The organism is Plantibacter sp. CFBP 8798 (assembly GCF_014841195.1).
Taxonomy (GTDB): Bacteria; Actinomycetota; Actinomycetes; order Actinomycetales; family Microbacteriaceae; genus Plantibacter; species Plantibacter auratus.
On sequence record NZ_JACYTS010000003.1, the window covers coordinates 636,259 to 653,237 of the forward strand.

The window sequence follows — 16,979 nt, forward strand, 5'->3', positions numbered from 1 at the left end:
CGTGCTCACTCCTCGCTCGCGGCCTCGGCCGCATCGTCGGGTCGCGTCAGGACGGCGACGGGATACTGCTCCAGCAGCGCCGCGAGACGGACCTCGCCGCCCTGCAGCTCACGGCCGGTCAGCACGTCGACGAGCCGGCCCTCCGGCAGGGTGACCGTGGTCGACTTCCATCCACCGTGCTCCGCGAGCCGGAGCGAGAGCCGGGTCGCGACCGTGGTGACGCCACCGCGTGAGAACGCGACGACGTGGTCGGCGGCCGGTCCGTCCGCCCCGATGGGGGTGTACTCGGCGAACCGCGACGGGTGCTCGCGTCGCAGGCGGAGGAGCCGGCTGGTCACGAGGAGCTTCGCGGCTCCGTCGGCGTCGACCGGCGGCAGCCAGCCCTCGTCGAGACGGGCCAGCACCGCGCGACGCTCGGCGTAGTCGACCGGGCGACGGTTGTCGGGGTCCACGAGCGATCGGTCCCAGAGCTCGCTGCCCTGGTACACGTCCGGCACGCCCGGCATCGTGAGCTGGATCGCCTTGGCGACCAGACTGTTCGTCCATCCGGCCGCCTTGACGTCCGCGACGGCGTCGAGCAGCGCGGCGTTCGCACGACGGCTGTCGTACAGTCCGTCGACCGCTGCATGCAGGGCGGCCTCGAACGTCTCGTCCGGTGCGGTCCACGTGGTCGAGTCACCTGCCTCACGGGCGGCCTTCTCAACGTAGGCGTGCAGTCGCTCGCGCTCGATCGGCCACGCACCGACGGCCGCCTGCCAGACCAGCTGCTCGAGCTGCCGGTCGGGGAAGCCGTTCGAGGTGTGGAGGGCGACGGCGTGCTCCGCCCACCGGTCCGCGACCTCGCTCAGGGCGTCGATACGGGCGCGGACGTCTTCGCTGCGCTTCGTGTCGTGCGTGCTGAGCGTCGTCATCGAGGACGGCCACTCCGCCTGCCGCCGTGCCTGGCGGTGGTGGAACTCGGCGACACTGATGTCGGTCTCGGCGGGGTCGCCACCGACCTCGGTCAGCGAGGTGAGCGCCGTGTAGCGGTAGAACGCGGTGTCCTCGACGCCCTTCGCCATCACCATGCCCGAGGTCTGCTGGAACCGCGCGGCGAGCGGATCGGTCGAGCTGCGCAGGCGCGGAGCCAGCGCGGCGAAGGCGTCTGCGAGCTCCGGCCGACGGGCCTCTGCCTCGTCGAGCGCGGCGTCCAGGTACTCGTCGCCGAGCGGCAGGTAGGAGCGGTAGACGGGGAACGCGGTCAGGATCTCGGCGAGGGCGTCCACGGCGTCCGGGACCTCGGGCACGAGCCGTGCAAGGCGTCGCACCTCGGAACCGAGGATCCCGTCGGCGATGCCGCGCTTCGTGGTGTGCACGAGGTCGTCCCAGGCGTCGCGCGTCAGTTCGACGCCGGCGAGCTGGCCGAGCGTCGGCAGCCCGGTCGGGTCGACGAGCACCCGGTCGACGTCGCCCAGGGCGTCGTAGCCGGTGGTGCCGAGCGTGGCCCACTCGGCCGGCAGGTCCTCTTCGCCCTCGAGGATCTTCTCCACCCAGATGGGTGCTCCACCGATGCGCTCGGACAGTCGGTCGAGGTAGGCACCGGGGTCGAGGAGCCCGTCCGGGTGGTCCACGCGGATCCCGTCGGCGAGGCCGTCGTCGAACCAACGACCGATCTCGACGTGCGAGCCGTCGAAGACCGCCGGGTCCTCGACCCGGATCGCTGCGAGCGTGTTGACGGCGAAGAACCGTCGGTAGTTCAACTCGCTGTCGGCGCGGCGCCAGTTCACCAGCTCGTAGTGCTGGCGGTCGTGTACCTCGCGGGCGCTCGCGTCGTCGTCCGCCGTCCCGGGAGCGATGGGCAGTCGGTGGTCGAAGTAGCGCAGTTCGCCGTCCTCGATGCTGAGGTCGTCGAGCGCACTACGTCCGTCCTCGTCGTCGCCCAGGATCGGCACCCGGATCCGACCGTCGCCGGCCTCCCAGTCGACGTCGAACGCGGCCGCGTGCTCTGCGTCCCGACCGTGCTGGAGCAGGTCCCACCACCAGGCGTTCTCCACCGGTGTCGCGACGCCCATGTGGTTCGGGACGGTGTCGATGAGGACGCCGAGGCCGGCCGCGTGGGCTGCTTCGGCGAGCGCCGTGAGCCCGTCGGCACCGCCGCGCTCCGGGTCGACCTCGGTGTGGTCGACGACGTCGTAGCCGTGGGTGGATCCGGGTTCCGCGCGGAGGATCGGCGACAGGTAGACCCAGTCGGCACCGAGGGCCTGGAGGTAGTCGACGAGCGCCGCGGCGTCCTGGAGTCGGAAGTCCGCGGTCAGCTGGAGACGGTAGGTCGAGACGGGCACGGTGGAACGCTGTGGCCCGCCGCCGGACACGGTGGTCATGATGCGACCCCCGATCGCAGGAGGGTGAAGGAGGTCCCCTGCACGATAACCGTCGTCGACCCCTCGGCGAGCATCTGCTCCGGGTCACTCGATTCGACGAGCGCCCATGGCAGGCCGGGAGCCTTCGGCAGGCTGAACTCCACACCGTTCTCGGCCGCGTTGAGCAGCAGGGCGAACGACGCCGATCCGGCGTGACGGAACACGAAGGTGATCGAGCGGGCGTCCGGGTTGTCCCAGTCCTCGTCGGCGAAGGGCTCGTCGTCGGACCGGGTGATGAAGACCCGGTCGTCTGCTTTGGAGCCCGGACCCTGGCGGAACCAGTCGGGTCGCAGGGCCGGCTCGGCGAGGCGCAGGGCGATCAGACGCTTCGTGAAGCCGAGGAGGTCGTGGTCGGCGTGCTCCCAGTCGAACCACGACACCTCGTTGTCCTGGCAGTAGGCGTTGTTGTTGCCGCCCTGGGTGCGGGCGATCTCGTCGCCGCCGAGGATCATCGGGACACCGGCCGACAGCAGGACCGTCGCGAGGAAGTTGCGACGCTGACGGTCGCGGCGCGCGTTCACGGCGGGGTCGTCCGTCGGACCCTCCGCACCGTTGTTGCTGGAGCGGTTGTCGCTCTCGCCGTCGTTGTTGTCCTCGCCGTTTGCCGCGTTGTGCTTCGTCGAGTACGCCGTGAGGTCGGCGAGGGTGAAGCCGTCGTGCGCGGTGACGAAGTTGACGCTGGACAGCGGCGAGCGTCGGGACGCCTCGTAGACGTCGGGGCTACCGAGGACGCGCTGCGACATGGTGCCGAGCACGCTGTCGGCGCCGTTCCAGAAGTCGCGCACGTCGTCGCGGAACTTCCCGTTCCACTCGGACCAGCTCGCGGGGAAGCCACCGACCTGGTAGCCGGCGGTGTCCCACGGCTCTGCGATCATCTTGATCGGGGCGAGCACCGGGTCCTGCTCGATGAGCGAGAGGAACGCACTGTGGATCTCGGCGGAACCGTCCTGGCGGGTCAGCGTCGTCGCGAGGTCGAAGCGGAAGCCGTCGACGTGCATCTCTGTCACCCAGTAGCGCAGGGAGTCCATGATGAGGCCGAGCGCCGCGGGGTGGCCGACGTTGACGCTGTTGCCCGTGCCCGTGGTGTCGAAGTAGTGCTCGCGGTCCTCATCGACGAGACGGTAGTAGGCCGCGTTGTCGATGCCCTTGAACGACAGGGTCGGGCCCATGTGGTTGCCCTCGGCCGTGTGGTTGTAGACGACGTCGAGGATGACCTCGAGGCCGGCGGCGTGCATCGCCTTGACCATGGCCTTGAACTCGTCGACCTGCCCACCGGTATCGCCGGCGGCCGCGTACTCGCCGTGCGGGGCGAAGAAGCCGATGGAGTTGTAGCCCCAGTAGTTGCGGAGCCCCTTCTCCTCGAGGTGGCTGTCCTGCACGAACTGGTGCACCGGGAGGAGTTCGACCGCGGTCACGCCGAGGTCGGTGAGGTAGCGGATGGCCGCCGGGTGGGCGAGGCCGGCGTAGGTGCCGCGGATCTCCTCGGGCACCTCGGCGAGCTGCTTGGTGAAGCCCTTCACGTGGACCTCGTACACGATCGTCTCGGCGAGCGGGATGCGCGGAGCGACGTCCTGGCCGTCGGCGTCCCAGTCGAACGAGGACGGGTCGGTGACCACACCGAGCGCGACGTGGCCTGCGGAGTCGGTGTCGTCCATCGTCTCCGGAGCGTCGAGGCGGTGGCTGAACTGCGCCTGGCCGAGGTCGTAGCGCCCCGTGACCGCCGTCGCGTGCGGGTCGAGCAGCACCTTCGCCGGGTTGTGGCGGAGACCGTTCGCCGGGTCCCAGGGGCCGTCGACGCGGATGCCGTACCGCGTCCCGGGGACGAGGCCCTCCACCAGTCCGTGGAACACGTGTCCGGTGCGCTGTTCGAGGCGCGTCTGCTGCTCCTCCCCACCCTCGGGGAAGATGCACACGGTGACGGCGTCGGCGGTCTCCGAGTAGATGGCGACGTTCGCACCATCGCCCCGAAGGGTGACGCCGAGCGGATAGGGGGTCGAGAGCGTCATGGCGCCCTTTCACTCGAAGGGATCGATCGTTGTTGAGACGGTACACCGGCCGGATGACTTCCCCGGTTCCGGACGAAACGTGGTAATGGGCCGATCAGAACGCGAAGATGCCGACCGCGACGCCGATGGCGAGCCCCGCGGCGGCCGTCGCGGCGGCGAGGAGCAATGCGATCCGGGGGTCGACGCCCTGGTCGACGACGAGACCGAGGCGCGCACGCACCCGGCGGACCCGGCGGACGCGCGACTCGGACCAGATCTCGCGCAGGCTGGCTGCGACCTCGTGCGCGGCGGGTCGGTCCTCCGGCTTGCGGGCGGTCATCGACCGCAGCAGCGGGTGCCAGGCGGCGGGGAGCTCGGGCGGGATCACCGGGTCACGGTGCAGGCGTGCGATGGCGGCCTCGACGAGACCGCCGTCGAACTCCCGGCGACCGGTCACGGCCTCGAGCAGGACGAGGCCGAGCGAGTAGATGTCCGTCTCGGTGCCGACGGTGTCGCCGAGCGCCTGCTCGGGCGAGAGGTAGGACGCCGTGCCGGAGATGGCCTCGGTGTTCGTGAGGCGCGACCCGCCCACGAAGTGCGCGATCCCGAAGTCGGACAGCTTCACGAGGTTCGCATGGCCGAACGCGGCGATGTCGCTGAAGAGCATGTTGTCGGGCTTGATGTCGCGGTGCACGATCGACCGCGTGTGGATGAAGGACAGCGCGTCGGCGACCTGCGCACCGAGGGCGGCTGCGTCACGCGGGAGCATCGGGCCGGCCTGCAGCTTGTCAGTGAGCGTGGCGCCCGGGATGTACTCCATGACGAGGAACCGGTGCTCGACGCCGCGGTGGACGACGGAACCGGAGTCGTAGAGCTCGACGAGGCCCGGGTGGCGGAGTTCCCCGAGCAGACGGATCTCCCGCTCCTGACGCAGCCGGTCGTTCGCGGTCGCGGCCTCGTCGCGGAAGAGCTTCACGGCGACGGGGCGCGAGAGCAGCTCGTCGCGTGCGCGGTAGACGTTGGCGGACCCGCCGGAGCCGAGCTGCTCACCGATGCTGTAACGCCCGTTCGACAGGCTGACGCCGGTGACGACCGTCTCGGTGTGCTCGGTGAACATCGCAGCTGGATCGGTGATCGATCCGGCGTGTGCCGGCGGTCGGTGCAGGGAGTCGCTCACGGCCGCCCCCTTCACGGTGCAGTCGATGTTGGCCGCGCCACCGTGTTCTCGGCAGGCTGTTCCAGCAACCACGTTACAAGGCGTTCGTCGTTCAGGCGGATTCGTGTCGGAGTGTTGAGAACGGCTAGCGCACCTGGTAGGCGTCTGCAAGACCCCGATGCTCCCTTGCGGGCCCCGAACCGCGACGAGGACCATGGAGAGGGCCGGGGAACCCGGGCCGAGTCGTCTGCTGCGAGGAGCACCCATGTCCACTGTCGCTGAAACCGTCGTCGCCACCCTCCAGGCCAGCGGTGTACAACGCGTCTACGGCCTCCCCGGCGACTCCCTGAACGGCTTCACCGATGCTCTCCGCTCCTCCGGCGGCATCGACTGGGTGCACGTGCGCCACGAGGAGGCGGCCGCCTTCGCCGCGGCGGCGGAAGCGGAGCTGACCGGCGAGCTGGCGGTCGTCGCGGCGAGCTGCGGCCCCGGCAACCTGCACCTCATCAACGGCCTCTTCGACGCGAACCGCTCACGGGTACCGGTGCTCGCGATCGCCGCCCACATCCCGAGCTCCGAGATCGGGACCACCTACTTCCAGGAGACCCACCCGCAGGAGCTGTTCCGTGAGTGCAGCGTCTACGTGGAACTCGTCTCCCAGCCGGAGCAACTGCCGCGGGTGCTCGAGATCGCGATGCGCACCGCGGTCGAGCGCCGCGGCGTGGCCGTCGTGGTCGTCCCGGGCGACGTCATGCTCCAGCACGCGGTCTCGGAGCACGTCGCCGCCATCCGGGCGACGCGACCCCGGATCCTGCCGTCGGAGCACGAACTCGACGAGGCCGCTCGCCTGCTCAACGGCGGCAAGCGGGTCACCATCCTTGCCGGAGCCGGCGTCGCCGGAGCGCACGAGCAGCTCATCGCGACCGCGGACGCGCTCGGCGCCCCCATCGTCCACGCCCTGCGCGGCAAGGAGCACGTCGAGTACGACAACCCGTTCGACGTCGGCATGACCGGCCTCCTCGGGTTCGCCAGCGGCTACCACGCCATGCTCTCGTGCGACGTCCTCCTCATGCTGGGCACCGACTTCCCCTATCCGCAGTTCTTCCCCGAGCACGCGACCGTCATCCAGGTCGACATCCGCGGTGAGCAGATCGGCCGGCGTCACCCGGTCGACCTGCCGCTCGTCGGGACCGTCCGGGACACGCTCGAGGCGCTGCTGCCGAAGCTCGAGCGCAAGACGCACCGCAAGCACCTGGAGGAGTCGCTCAAGCACTACCGCGGCTCGCGGAAGGGCCTCGACGACCTCGCGACCGCGGACCACGACGGCCAGGCGATCCACCCGCAGTACCTCGCGAAGGTCGTCGACCAGCTGGCGACGGACGACGCCGTGTTCATCCCCGACGTCGGCTCCCCCGTCGTCTGGGCGTCGCGCTACCTCACCATGAACGGGCGGCGCCGACTCATCGGCTCGTTCAGCCACGGCAGCATGGCGAACGCCGTCTCCCACTGTCTCGGAGCCCAGGCGTCCCACCCCGGCCGCCAGGTCATCGCGCTCGCGGGCGACGGCGGACTCACCATGCTGCTCGGCGAACTCATCTCGCTCACCCAGAACAAGCTGCCCGTGAAGATCATCGTCATCAACAACTCCTCGCTCAACTTCGTGGAGCTGGAGATGAAGGCCGCCGGGTTCGTCAACTTCGGCACCGACCTTGTGAACCCCAACTTCTCGCATGTGGCGGAGGGCATGGGGATCCACGGCGAACGCGTCGAGCGGGCGAGCGAGTTGGAGGGCGCCATCCGTCGGGCCTTCGATCACGACGGTCCGGCGCTCGTCGACGTCGTGACCGCCAGGCAGGAACTGTCGATCCCGCCGACGATCACCGCCGAGCAGATGAAGGGGTTCACCCTGTACGCGCTCCGGACGGTCATGTCGGGCCGCGGCGACGAACTGCTCGACCTCGCGAACACGAACCTGCTGCGCCGCATCCTGCCCGGTCACTGAGCGACGGCCGGATTCCCCCGCGGTATCCAGGGACCGCCGGGTAGACTCGTCTACCGTGTCCAGACTTCTCGTTACCGGCGGCGCCGGATTCATCGGCTCGAACTTCGTCCACTACGTCCTGAACAACACCGATCACTCGGTGACCGTCCTCGACAAGATGACCTACGCGGGCAACCGCGCCTCACTCGACGGCCTCCCGGCCGATCGTTTCGAGCTCGTCGTCGGCGACATCCAGGACGCGACGCTCGTCGACGAGCTCTTCGCCCGTCACGACGCCGTCGTGCACTACGCGGCGGAGTCGCACAACGACAACTCCCTGCATGACCCGCGCCCGTTCCTCGACACGAACATCATCGGCACGTACACGCTGCTCGAGGCGGCTCGCAAGCACGGCACCCGGTTCCACCACATCTCGACCGACGAGGTCTACGGCGACCTCGAGCTCGACGACCCGGAGCGTTTCACCGAGCAGACGCCGTACAACCCGTCGAGCCCGTACTCCTCCACGAAGGCCGGCAGCGACCTCCTCGTCCGCGCGTGGGTGCGGTCCTTCGGCGTCAAGGCGACGATCTCGAACTGCTCCAACAACTACGGTCCGTACCAGCACGTGGAGAAGTTCATCCCGCGCCAGATCACGAACGTGCTCGGCGGCGAGCGCCCGAAGCTGTACGGCACGGGCGAGAACGTGCGCGACTGGATCCACGCGAACGACCACTCGTCCGCCGTCCTCACGATCCTCGACAAGGGGGTCATCGGCGAGACGTACCTCATCGGTGCCGATGGCGAGAAGAACAACAAGGACGTCGTCGAGCTCATCCTCACCCAGCTCGGTCAGCCGGCGGACGCCTACGACCACGTGAACGACCGTCCCGGCCATGACCTCCGCTACGCGATCGACTCGTCGAAGCTGCGCACGGAGCTCGGCTGGACCCCGGCGTTCAGTGACTTCGAGGCCGGCCTCGCCGACACGATCGCCTGGTACCGCGACAACGAGTCGTGGTGGAAGCCGCAGAAGGCCGCCACCGAGGCGAAGTACCAGGAGCAGGGTCAGTAACCCTCAGACACCGTCACGAAGGCCCGTCCGGCATCAGCCGGGCGGGCCTTCGTCGTTCCGTGCCCCGACCCCCGAGCCCCGACACCGGCCCCTGAGCCACAACACCGGTCCCTGAGCCACAACACCGGTCCCTGAGCCTGTCGAAGGGCACCCGCCCTCGGGGTGAAACACGACTGCCCCGCCCGGAGTCGGGCGAGGCAGTCAATTCATTGGGTTCCGTGGCGTCAGTTGACGTTCGCGTAGAGCCACTCGAGCGGGTCGACCCAGGTGACGCCGTCGAGTCGGATCTCGAAGTGGAGGTGCGGGCCGGTGGACATGCCCGTGCTGCCGGTGAGGCCGAGGATGGTGCCGACCTTGATCGCCTGCCCCTCGACGACGCGGACCGAGCCGTGCTGCATGTGCGCGTAGACGCTCGAGACGAGGCGGCCGTTGATGGTGTGGTCGACGATGACGTTGACGCCGAGCGAGCCTTCGCCGTCTTCGACGTGGCGGACGACGCCGTCGGCGATGACTTGGATGGGCGCACCGTTGCCGGGGTTGAAGTCCTGGCCGTGGTGGTCGCTCGAGCAGCCGGCGCAGTCGCGGGCACCGAAGCGGTCACCGATGGTGACACCGACCGCGAACGGCCACTGGATGGTCCCGTTCGGGTTGTTCGTGAAGGTGTTCGCGGGGCGGATGCCCATTGCGGCGGCGGCTTCCTCGACGGTGCTCGTCGTGTAGTCGTCGCGGGTGAAGGTCAGCTCAGCCGATCCCTCGCTGTCGAGCGACTGCGACGCCTGGTTGCTCAGCCCGTTGCCGTCGCCGAGCTCGGCCTGCGAGGCCTCGGCCACCGACGTCGCGACGTCTTCAGCGGTGAGCAGCGCGTTGGCGGGCACCGAGGTGGCCACGGCCATGAGGGCGACGAAGCCCATCGCGGCACCCGCGAAGATCTTGGTGGTGATGCGACGCTTGCGCGCGATGGTCGTCGGGCGGGGCGACGCCGGTGCGGCGGACGGACGGGACGATGCGCGGGGCTTCGAGGCCGGCTTCGGTGCAGCTGCGCGGCGTGCACGGGGAGCGTCGACGGTGGAGGCGTCGACCGTCACCGTGATGGACTCGGTGGCCTGAGCGGTGTCGGAAGCCACGGCCGGTTCGGCGATGAGCGGCTCTGCATCGACCGGCGCGATGTCGGCGACGTCGGTGGTGTGCACGGCGTCGATCGCCTCGGCGATCATCTGGTCGACCGGGTCGATGGCCGCGGCCGCCTCCTCCTGGTCGGCGCTGGCCTCATGCGTCGGCTCCTGCAGAACGGACTCCTGGTGCTCCAGGGCGGCCGCCGCCTGACGCTCACGTTCGCGGAGTTCACGGCGGCTGAGCGGCGGCGTCTGCACGGGTGCAGCGCTGTTCTCGACAGACGTGTTCTGCGGGTCCTGAGGGTCGGGAAGCACAGGGGTGTCCTCAGGGCTTGCATGGCGTGACAAGGGGGCGGGGGCCTTTCAATGGGCTAGCAGGAAGATCTCGACGTCCGTCCGCGCGGGGGAACGCGAAGGTAACGAATGCATAAATGCTAGCAACGGGAGGCTGAAAAAGCCATGGCAGTGATCGGTTTTATCCGATAAAGACCTGGTCAGAGGCCATATGAGAGTTCTCTTATGAACGAGTCGCCACCGGAGCGCTACCGCGAGCGGCGGCGGCGCGCATGGAGTGTCACCCGATCGGCGTCGCGAAGCCCTGCTCGATGAGGAGCCGTTCGAGGACCGCGAGTAGCGGTGCATCGGCGGCCATGATGAGCTGCGTGGTGGCCGGAGCACCGTCGAAACCGGCGACCGTCGCGCCCGCCTCGGCAGCGATGAGCGCGCCCGCGACCTGGTCCCACGGCTTCAGGCCGCTCTCGTAGTAGGCGTCGAGGCGGCCGGAGGCGACGCTGCAGAGGTCGAGTGCTGCGGAGCCGATCCGCCTGACGTCGCGGAAGGTCCCGAGGAGGGCGCCGAGCACGGCTGCCTGCTCCATGCGACGCGAGGCGGTGTAGGAGAAGCCCGTGCCGAGCAGCGCCACGTTCGGTGCCACGCCTCGGTTGACCTCGAGGGCGCGGCCGTTCAGTCGTGCTCCACCGCCGCGGGAGGCGGTGTAGTGCTCACCCAGGACCGGGTTCACCACAGCCCCGGCGAGGGCGGTCCAGGTGGCCGGGTCCGGTTCACCTTCGACGACCCCGATGCTGACGGCGTACGCGGGGATGTCGTAGAGGTAGTTGACGGTGCCGTCGATGGGGTCGACGACCCAGGTCAGGCCGGAGGTCCCCGTCGCGCCGCCTTCCTTGCCGGTCTCCTCGCCGAGGAATCCGTCGTCCGGTCGTGCAGCGAGGAGGCGGTCGCGGATGAACTGCTCGGACTCGCGGTCGGCTCGGGTCACGACGTCCTCGACCGACGACTTGCTCGCCGCGATCTCGACGCCCTCCCGGCGTCGGCGCAGGATCAGTTCGCCGGCCTCTGCGGCGATGTCGGTGGCGATCTGGAGGAGTTCTTCGTGTCCGGTCACCCCACCACCCTATGGCGGCCCCTCCTGCCCTTCGACACGTCGACCGCCTCAGTGCGCTGCAGCTCAGGGCCGGCGACTCCGGGCACCCCTCTCCCGGTCACCGAGCTTGTCGACGTGCCCACGAGGACGCCTCGTCGTTCCGGGCGCACCCCTACCGCTCACTGAGCCTGTCGAAGTGCCCACGAGGACGCCTCATCGTTCCGGGCACACCCTTCCCGGTCACTGAGCTTGTCGAAGTGCCCACGAGGTACCCTTCGACAGACTCAGGGACCGGACCCGTTCAGAACGGTGCGGGGTCCGGTTCCGTTTGATGGTGTTTGCCGTCGGGTGTCGTCCAGTCGAGGGCCCCGCCGGGCCCGTGGTCGAGGTCCCAGCCGGGAAGGTGCTTCAGCCTGTGGTGATGTCGACACAGGCAGGCGAGATTGCCGACATCCGTCGTGCCGCCGTCTTCCCAGGCGACCGAATGGTCGAGGTCACAAGCCCTGGCGCGTCGACCGCAACCGGGCGCCCGACAGGTGCCGTCTCGGAGGCGCACCGCGCGCTGGAGGTCGGCCGGAACGCGGTACTGGCCGCGCCCGACCGACAAGACCGCGCCGGTTTCCGGTTGGACGAGGATCCGGGTGAAGCTGGGCGCGTTCACCGCGATACGTGCGGCGGTCTCCGGGTCGATCGGGCCGTAGCCGTCGAGCGTCGCCGGGGCATCGCTCACACCGGCCATACTGAGCGCCGGAACCGTGATCTGCACCGTCGGCTTGATGTGCTCCTGGACCTCGATCGGGTGCGGGAGCACCGGGCTCGACACGACGTCTTCCGGCGTGACGCCGGTGAGGGCGAGGGCTGCGAGGGCGTCGGCCTGGAGTTGTGCGCAGGTGCGGGTGTCGCCAGCTGCGCGTGACTCGGCCGCGGCGGCTTCAACGCGCTCGATGATGCCCTGCGCGATCGGCGCCGTCGTGAACAGGTGCACCCACGCCATGCCGTCCGCTGCGGGTTCGAACTCCGCCCGGCGGTCCGCCTCCGAGCGAGTTGCGCGCGCGGTGATGGACTCGGGGTGGAGGCGCTCGCGCAGGACGCGGGCACGCCTCCGGAGGTTCGCGTCGGTCAGCTGCTCCGCGGCCGGCAACACCGCCTCCAGGAACGCCGTCCGCCCTGCAGCCGGCACATCACTGAGCTGGTCGATGATCGTCCGCGCGTGCCGCGCCGAGATACGACCCGCCTCGAGCGAGGCAAGCACGGCAGGTGCTTCGTTCACGAGACGCTCGGCGCCGTTCGTCGCCCGCTGAACGGTCCGCTCAGGCGTGCGCGTCGCCATCGCAAGCGCTGCACATGCCGACCGGCGGGAGAGCGCCTGCCGCTCCGCGGGCGGAAAGATCGCCGGGACGGTGGCATCTGCGCGAGGCGCGCGGCGCACTCGTCGCCAGCTCGAACTGCGGAGGCGGCGGTCTCGGTCATGGAACAAGTTCATCATGGACCACTGACATTCCAGATGGTGAGTTGTGTCGGCTGTGGAGGTCTCCTCATGTGCCCTTCGACAAGCTCAGGGACCGGAGGAGGTCGGCCGGATTGGCGGTGTTTTCCGTGTGCCCTTCGAAGCTCAGGGATCGGGAGAGGCGTGCCGGATTCGCGGGGTTCTCCGTGCACCCTTCGACAAGCTCAGGGACCGGAGCGGGTTGCTCAGGGACCGGAGCGGGTTACTGAGGGACCGGAGGAGGCATGTCGGGTTCGTGGGGTTCGCCGTTGGCACGTCGACGCATCGACAGGCTCAGGGCGGCGCAGCTCAGGGACCGGCGGGGGTTCCCGCCAGACGCTCGCCAGCACAACGAAAAATCGCCCCATCCGAGGATGAGGCGATTTGTCCGTGGCGAGTGAGGGATTCGAACCCCCGAAGGCTGAGCCGTCTGATTTACAGTCAGATCCCTTTGGCCGCTAGGGTAACTCGCCAAGCGCGCCCGACCGACTTTCGAACAGCCAACCGAAAGCGCTTGACCAATATAGCCGTCAGACCGCCGGACGCGAAATCAGCATCTGCATCCGTCACCGGGCCGCTCAGCGCTCGTCGGACGGCGCAGCTTCGGCGTACTCGTTCGCCGCGGCGGCGACCCGGCGAAGGTACTCGGGTGACGAGTTGTACGCCCGGATCCCGCTCAGCCAGCCGTCCTCCGTCCGCATGTCGTAGTCGCTCGCCCGGCAGAGGTAGTTCGCGGCCGCCATCGCCGCGTCGTCGAGGTTCTGCGGGTCGAGCACGCCGTCACCGCTCGCGTCGGTCCCCCAGTTCTCCCACGACTGCGGGATGAACTGGAACGGCCCGACGGCACGGTCATGGACCGGGTCGCCGTCGATGACCCCCTGGTCGGTGTCGGTGATCTCCTCGGTCTCGCCACCCTTCAGCGGCACACCGAAGATCGGCGGCGTCACGACACCGTCCTCGCCGAGCTTCGAGCCGTCGTGGCGACCGTGGTCGCTCTCGGCGAACCCGACGGCCGCGATCGTCGTCCAGCCGATACCGCACTCCGGCGTCAGCTCGGCCTTGCGGATGGCGGCACCGGCATAGGAACGCAGGGCGCGCTCGGGGATGCCACTCGCCTCGGCGACCTCGGTGATCCACTGGGAGTCGGCGAGGTCGACGTTCGCGACACCGCCGTCAGGGGCGTCGCTCTTCGGCGGGAGCTCGACGGGGACCGCATACGGGACGGGGTCCGGCTCGGGAGCGCAACCGCTCAACACGAGCACACCGATCGCCAGGGTCGCTCCGGCGAGCGCCCCTCGTCGTCCGACGATGGTCCGCTGGTCCTGCTTCACCGGGCTGCGCATCGCACCCACCCAACCACACCTGCCTGAGCGACACCGGCGCTACCATGGTCCACATGGCAGATTCATCGTTTGACGTCGTGAGCAAGGTCGACAAGATGGAGGCGGACAACGCCCTCAACCAGGCGCACAAGGAGGTCGAGCAGCGGTACGACTTCAAGAACGTCGGTGCCTCGATCGCCTGGAGCGGCGAGAAGATCCTCATGAAGGCCAACACCGAGGAGCGCGTGAAGGCGATCCTCGACGTCTTCGAGTCCAAGCTCATCAAGCGCGGCATCTCGCTCAAGAGCCTTGAGGTCGGCGACCCGTTCGCGAGCGGCAAGGAGTACCGGATCGAGGCGACCCTCAAGGAGGGCATCAGCCAGGAGATCGCGAAGAAGGCCAACAAGCTCATCCGCGACGAGGGCCCGAAGTCGGTCAAGTCGCAGATCCAGGGCGACGAGCTCCGCGTCTCGTCGAAGAGTCGTGACGATCTCCAGGCCACCATGGCGCTGCTCAAGGGTGCCGACCTCGACATCGACCTCCAGTTCGTCAACTACCGCTAGCGGGTCGGACGCGGTCGATCACCTCGATCGCGTCATGATCGGCCCCCGCACCACTCTCTTCACCGGAGCACCCGCACGAGCGGGCTCGATGGTTGGAGTGGAGCAGTGGATCATCAGAGACCCGCGGACGGGTCGCATCTCGAACTCTTCCGGACCTCGCGCGCCGGCCAGGAGGTCGGTGTCCCGTGTTGGTGCGCGATCGGCGCGAATCACAGCTACGCCGACTGGCTCGCCGCCGGCCGACCGGATCCGCGGCGTCCGATGGGCTCGCGACGGCGCCTCCCGCCCGCTGAACGCTAGCGGCCGACGGTCGGCGGCTTCGTGAGGTAGCCACGTCCCCACGCGACGATCTGCTCGAACGCACGCTGTCGGACGGGCTCCTCGGACAGGAAGACGTCGTGCAAGGCGCCGTCGAGGCGCACGATCGTGACGGTCTCGCCGAGATCGAGTGCGCGTTCCGCGACCGCGTCGACGTCGAGCGCCGTGTCACTGCGCATCATCGCGTCGTTCCACCGCGGCAGCAGGACACTCCGCGCCGACAGCAGCGTGAGTGCCGGCACACGCAGCTGCAGGCCCGCGTCGACGAGCCGATGCCCTCGCAGGATCGCGTTCAACCATCCCGGATGCAACGGGAAGCCGTGGAGCGGACGCCAGGCGAAGTCGTAGTCCCAGGCGCCGTCCATCGTGCTCGACACGGAGCGGGTGTAGAACCCGAGGTCGACGACAGGGAGCTGCGCACGTGGGTCGATCCGCGATCCGGCTTGGACGAGCGGGGCGATCGCGAGCCGCCCGAGCTGTCTCGCCTGGAATTCGAGCCACGGACTGTTCAGGACGAGACCGGCGACGCGATCCTGGTTCCTGGCCGTCCAGAGACTCAGGGTGAGCCCGCCGGTCGAGTGGCCGAGGAGGACGAGTCGGCGCCGGTTCCGCCGCCCCGCGGGATGCTCCTCGGAGCCGTGCCCCATCACCGCGAGCGCGGCCTCGATGTCCTCGTCGTAGGTGCGGAGGTCGTCGACGTACCCCGGCGTCTGGTGCGGACGGAGACTCCGGCCGTACTTGCGCAGGTCGAGCGCGTAGAACCGCGCACCGAGCCTGGCCCAGAATCGCGCGAGGTGACGTTGGAAGAAGTAGTCGGACCAGCCGTGGACGTAGAGGACGTCGATACCGTCCGCGACGTCCGGCAGGAGGAACTCGCCCAGCTGTTCGAGGGGCGGCATCCGGTAGCGGACGAGGGTCGCGACGACGTCGCCCTCGTCATCCGGTTCGAGGGTCAGCGTGCGCTGCTGGAAGCCCTCGCCGAGGATGTCGGCGGTCCACCCTCGAGATCCGGCCATACCGTCACGTTACCGCGCCCGGTGATCGGTGGTCGGGCTCGCGCGCCGACCACCCGACCTCCGACTACTGCTGGTACGGGTTGTGCTGCTGCGGAGCCTGCGGCTGCTGTCCGTAGGGCTGCTGCGGCTGACCGTGCTGCTGGTGGGAGCCCTGGTCGTGCTGACCCTGCTGGTGCTGCCCCTGCTGCTCGTGCTGACCCTGCTGGAACTGCTGACCGTGCTGCTGACCACTGTGCTGCTCGCGCGGAGCGTCGGCGAGGCCCTCGGGTGCGACGAACCGCGTCACGAGCACGGCGCCGATCGTGAGGAAGCCGGCGAGGGTGATCCCGTAGAGGATCGGCGAGAGGAAGCCCTGATTGACGAAGAACGCCGGCGTGCCGTACTGCTCGACCACGCCGCGCACGATGGTGACGATGAGCACGATGAGCAGCATGACGCCGGTGCCGACGGCCGCGGCGATGCCCACCGACTGGATCAGGTCTCGGGCGGTGCGGACCCGGGTGAGCGGACGGACCATGATGAGGATGAGAGCTGCTCCCGCACCCCAGAGGGCGATGTTGACGAGGTTCGCGCCGAAGCTCAACAGGACGTCGCCGATGGGGTAGAACTCCGAGATGCTGAAGAACGACCCGATGAGGCTCACCAGGGCGACGGCCGCGGCGATACCCGCTGCGATCCCGACCGACACGAGGGCGAGACGCGTCTCGCGCGCACGGGGGTTCGGCGCCTTCGGAGCCTGCGCGTACTGCTGCGGCTGACCGTACTGGCCCTGCTGCGGCTGACCGTACTGACCCTGGGGGGCTCCGTACTGACCGGTCTGCTGCGGCTGGCCGTACTGGCCGGTGTCCTGGCCGTACTGGCCGGTGTGCTGCGGCTGGCCCGGGTGCTGGGGCTGGCCGTACTGGCCCTGCTGCGGCTGACCCCACTGGCCCGCCTGCTCACCCGTCTGCGGCTGACCCCACTGGCCACCCTGCTGCGGAGCCGGGGTCTGCTGGCTCGTCTGGTCCCACTGCTGCTGCACGGGGTCCGGGTGCATCTCGCCGTAGCGCGGCTGCTGCTGTTGCTGCTGCTGGCCGTCGGCGACGAATGCCGGCGGCTCGGACGGCGGTACGGACGTCGGCTGCTCCGACGGGACGTTCTGGGGCGCGTTGGGGTCGGTCATCCGTCCAGCATAGTGACCGACTC

12 protein-coding genes and 1 tRNA gene are annotated in these 16,979 nt (G+C 69.2%); 3 read left to right on the forward strand and 10 right to left on the reverse strand.

Annotation, left to right across the window (positions count from 1 at the left end; genetic code table 11):
* Positions 1 to 5: 5 nt before the first annotated feature.
* The 3 genes from treY to IFU30_RS15545 all read right to left on the reverse strand — a co-directional run bounded on the left by treY (position 6) and on the right by IFU30_RS15545 (position 5,561).
* A complete protein-coding gene (treY, locus tag IFU30_RS15535) occupies positions 6 to 2,360 on the reverse strand; it encodes a malto-oligosyltrehalose synthase (protein ID WP_192005917.1) in 2,355 nt (784 codons plus the stop codon).
* Positions 2,357 to 4,405 (reverse strand): glycogen debranching protein GlgX, encoded by a 2,049-nt coding sequence (gene glgX / locus IFU30_RS15540; RefSeq protein ID WP_192005919.1) that lies wholly within the window; start codon positions 4,403 to 4,405, stop codon positions 2,357 to 2,359. Before glgX ends, treY begins: the two co-directional genes overlap by 4 nt.
* Positions 4,406 to 4,499: 94 nt before the next feature.
* Positions 4,500 to 5,561: a protein kinase domain-containing protein gene (locus tag IFU30_RS15545; RefSeq protein ID WP_192005920.1), complete on the reverse strand. Its 1,062-nt coding sequence runs from the start codon at positions 5,559 to 5,561 to the stop codon at positions 4,500 to 4,502.
* A 244-nt stretch (positions 5,562 to 5,805) separates the two neighbouring features.
* On the opposite strand from IFU30_RS15545, the gene poxB reads away from it, so the two are divergent.
* Together poxB and rfbB are read left to right on the forward strand one after the other, a co-directional pair.
* Entirely contained in the window at positions 5,806 to 7,542 is a 1,737-nt protein-coding gene (gene poxB / locus IFU30_RS15550; protein ID WP_192005922.1) for a ubiquinone-dependent pyruvate dehydrogenase, read from the forward strand.
* Between the two features lie 55 nt (positions 7,543 to 7,597).
* A complete protein-coding gene (rfbB, locus tag IFU30_RS15555) occupies positions 7,598 to 8,596 on the forward strand; it encodes a dTDP-glucose 4,6-dehydratase (RefSeq protein WP_071258697.1) in 999 nt (332 codons plus the stop codon).
* Between the two features lie 224 nt (positions 8,597 to 8,820).
* Here rfbB and IFU30_RS20955 read toward each other — a convergent pair whose 3' ends face one another.
* The 5 genes from IFU30_RS20955 to IFU30_RS15580 form a co-directional block, all read right to left on the reverse strand.
* Positions 8,821 to 10,023 (reverse strand): peptidoglycan DD-metalloendopeptidase family protein, encoded by a 1,203-nt coding sequence (locus IFU30_RS20955; RefSeq protein ID WP_192005924.1) that lies wholly within the window; start codon positions 10,021 to 10,023, stop codon positions 8,821 to 8,823.
* A gap of 259 nt (positions 10,024 to 10,282) precedes the next feature.
* Positions 10,283 to 11,110, reverse strand: a complete 828-nt coding sequence (locus tag IFU30_RS15565; protein WP_192005926.1) for an inositol monophosphatase — start codon at positions 11,108 to 11,110, stop codon at positions 10,283 to 10,285.
* Positions 11,111 to 11,390: 280 nt separating this feature from the next.
* Positions 11,391 to 12,575, reverse strand: a complete 1,185-nt coding sequence (locus IFU30_RS15570) for an HNH endonuclease signature motif containing protein (RefSeq protein WP_342450877.1) — start codon at positions 12,573 to 12,575, stop codon at positions 11,391 to 11,393.
* Between the two features lie 391 nt (positions 12,576 to 12,966).
* Positions 12,967 to 13,048: transfer RNA gene (locus IFU30_RS15575), tRNA-Tyr, on the reverse strand.
* A 105-nt stretch (positions 13,049 to 13,153) separates the two neighbouring features.
* Positions 13,154 to 13,918, reverse strand: a complete 765-nt coding sequence (locus IFU30_RS15580) for a lytic transglycosylase domain-containing protein (protein WP_192005930.1) — start codon at positions 13,916 to 13,918, stop codon at positions 13,154 to 13,156.
* Between the two features lie 53 nt (positions 13,919 to 13,971).
* Between IFU30_RS15580 and IFU30_RS15585 the strand changes: the two genes are divergently transcribed.
* A complete protein-coding gene (locus IFU30_RS15585; RefSeq protein WP_056014685.1) occupies positions 13,972 to 14,460 on the forward strand; it encodes a YajQ family cyclic di-GMP-binding protein in 489 nt (162 codons plus the stop codon).
* A 296-nt stretch (positions 14,461 to 14,756) separates the two neighbouring features.
* Here IFU30_RS15585 and IFU30_RS15590 read toward each other — a convergent pair whose 3' ends face one another.
* Together IFU30_RS15590 and IFU30_RS20115 are read right to left on the reverse strand one after the other, a co-directional pair.
* Positions 14,757 to 15,794: an alpha/beta hydrolase gene (locus IFU30_RS15590; RefSeq protein ID WP_192005932.1), complete on the reverse strand. Its 1,038-nt coding sequence runs from the start codon at positions 15,792 to 15,794 to the stop codon at positions 14,757 to 14,759.
* Positions 15,795 to 15,858: 64 nt separating this feature from the next.
* Positions 15,859 to 16,956 carry a hypothetical protein gene (locus IFU30_RS20115; protein ID WP_197977656.1) on the reverse strand — a complete coding sequence of 366 codons (1,098 nt, stop codon included), beginning with the start codon at positions 16,954 to 16,956 and terminating at the stop codon, positions 15,859 to 15,861.
* Positions 16,957 to 16,979 lie beyond the last annotated feature (23 nt).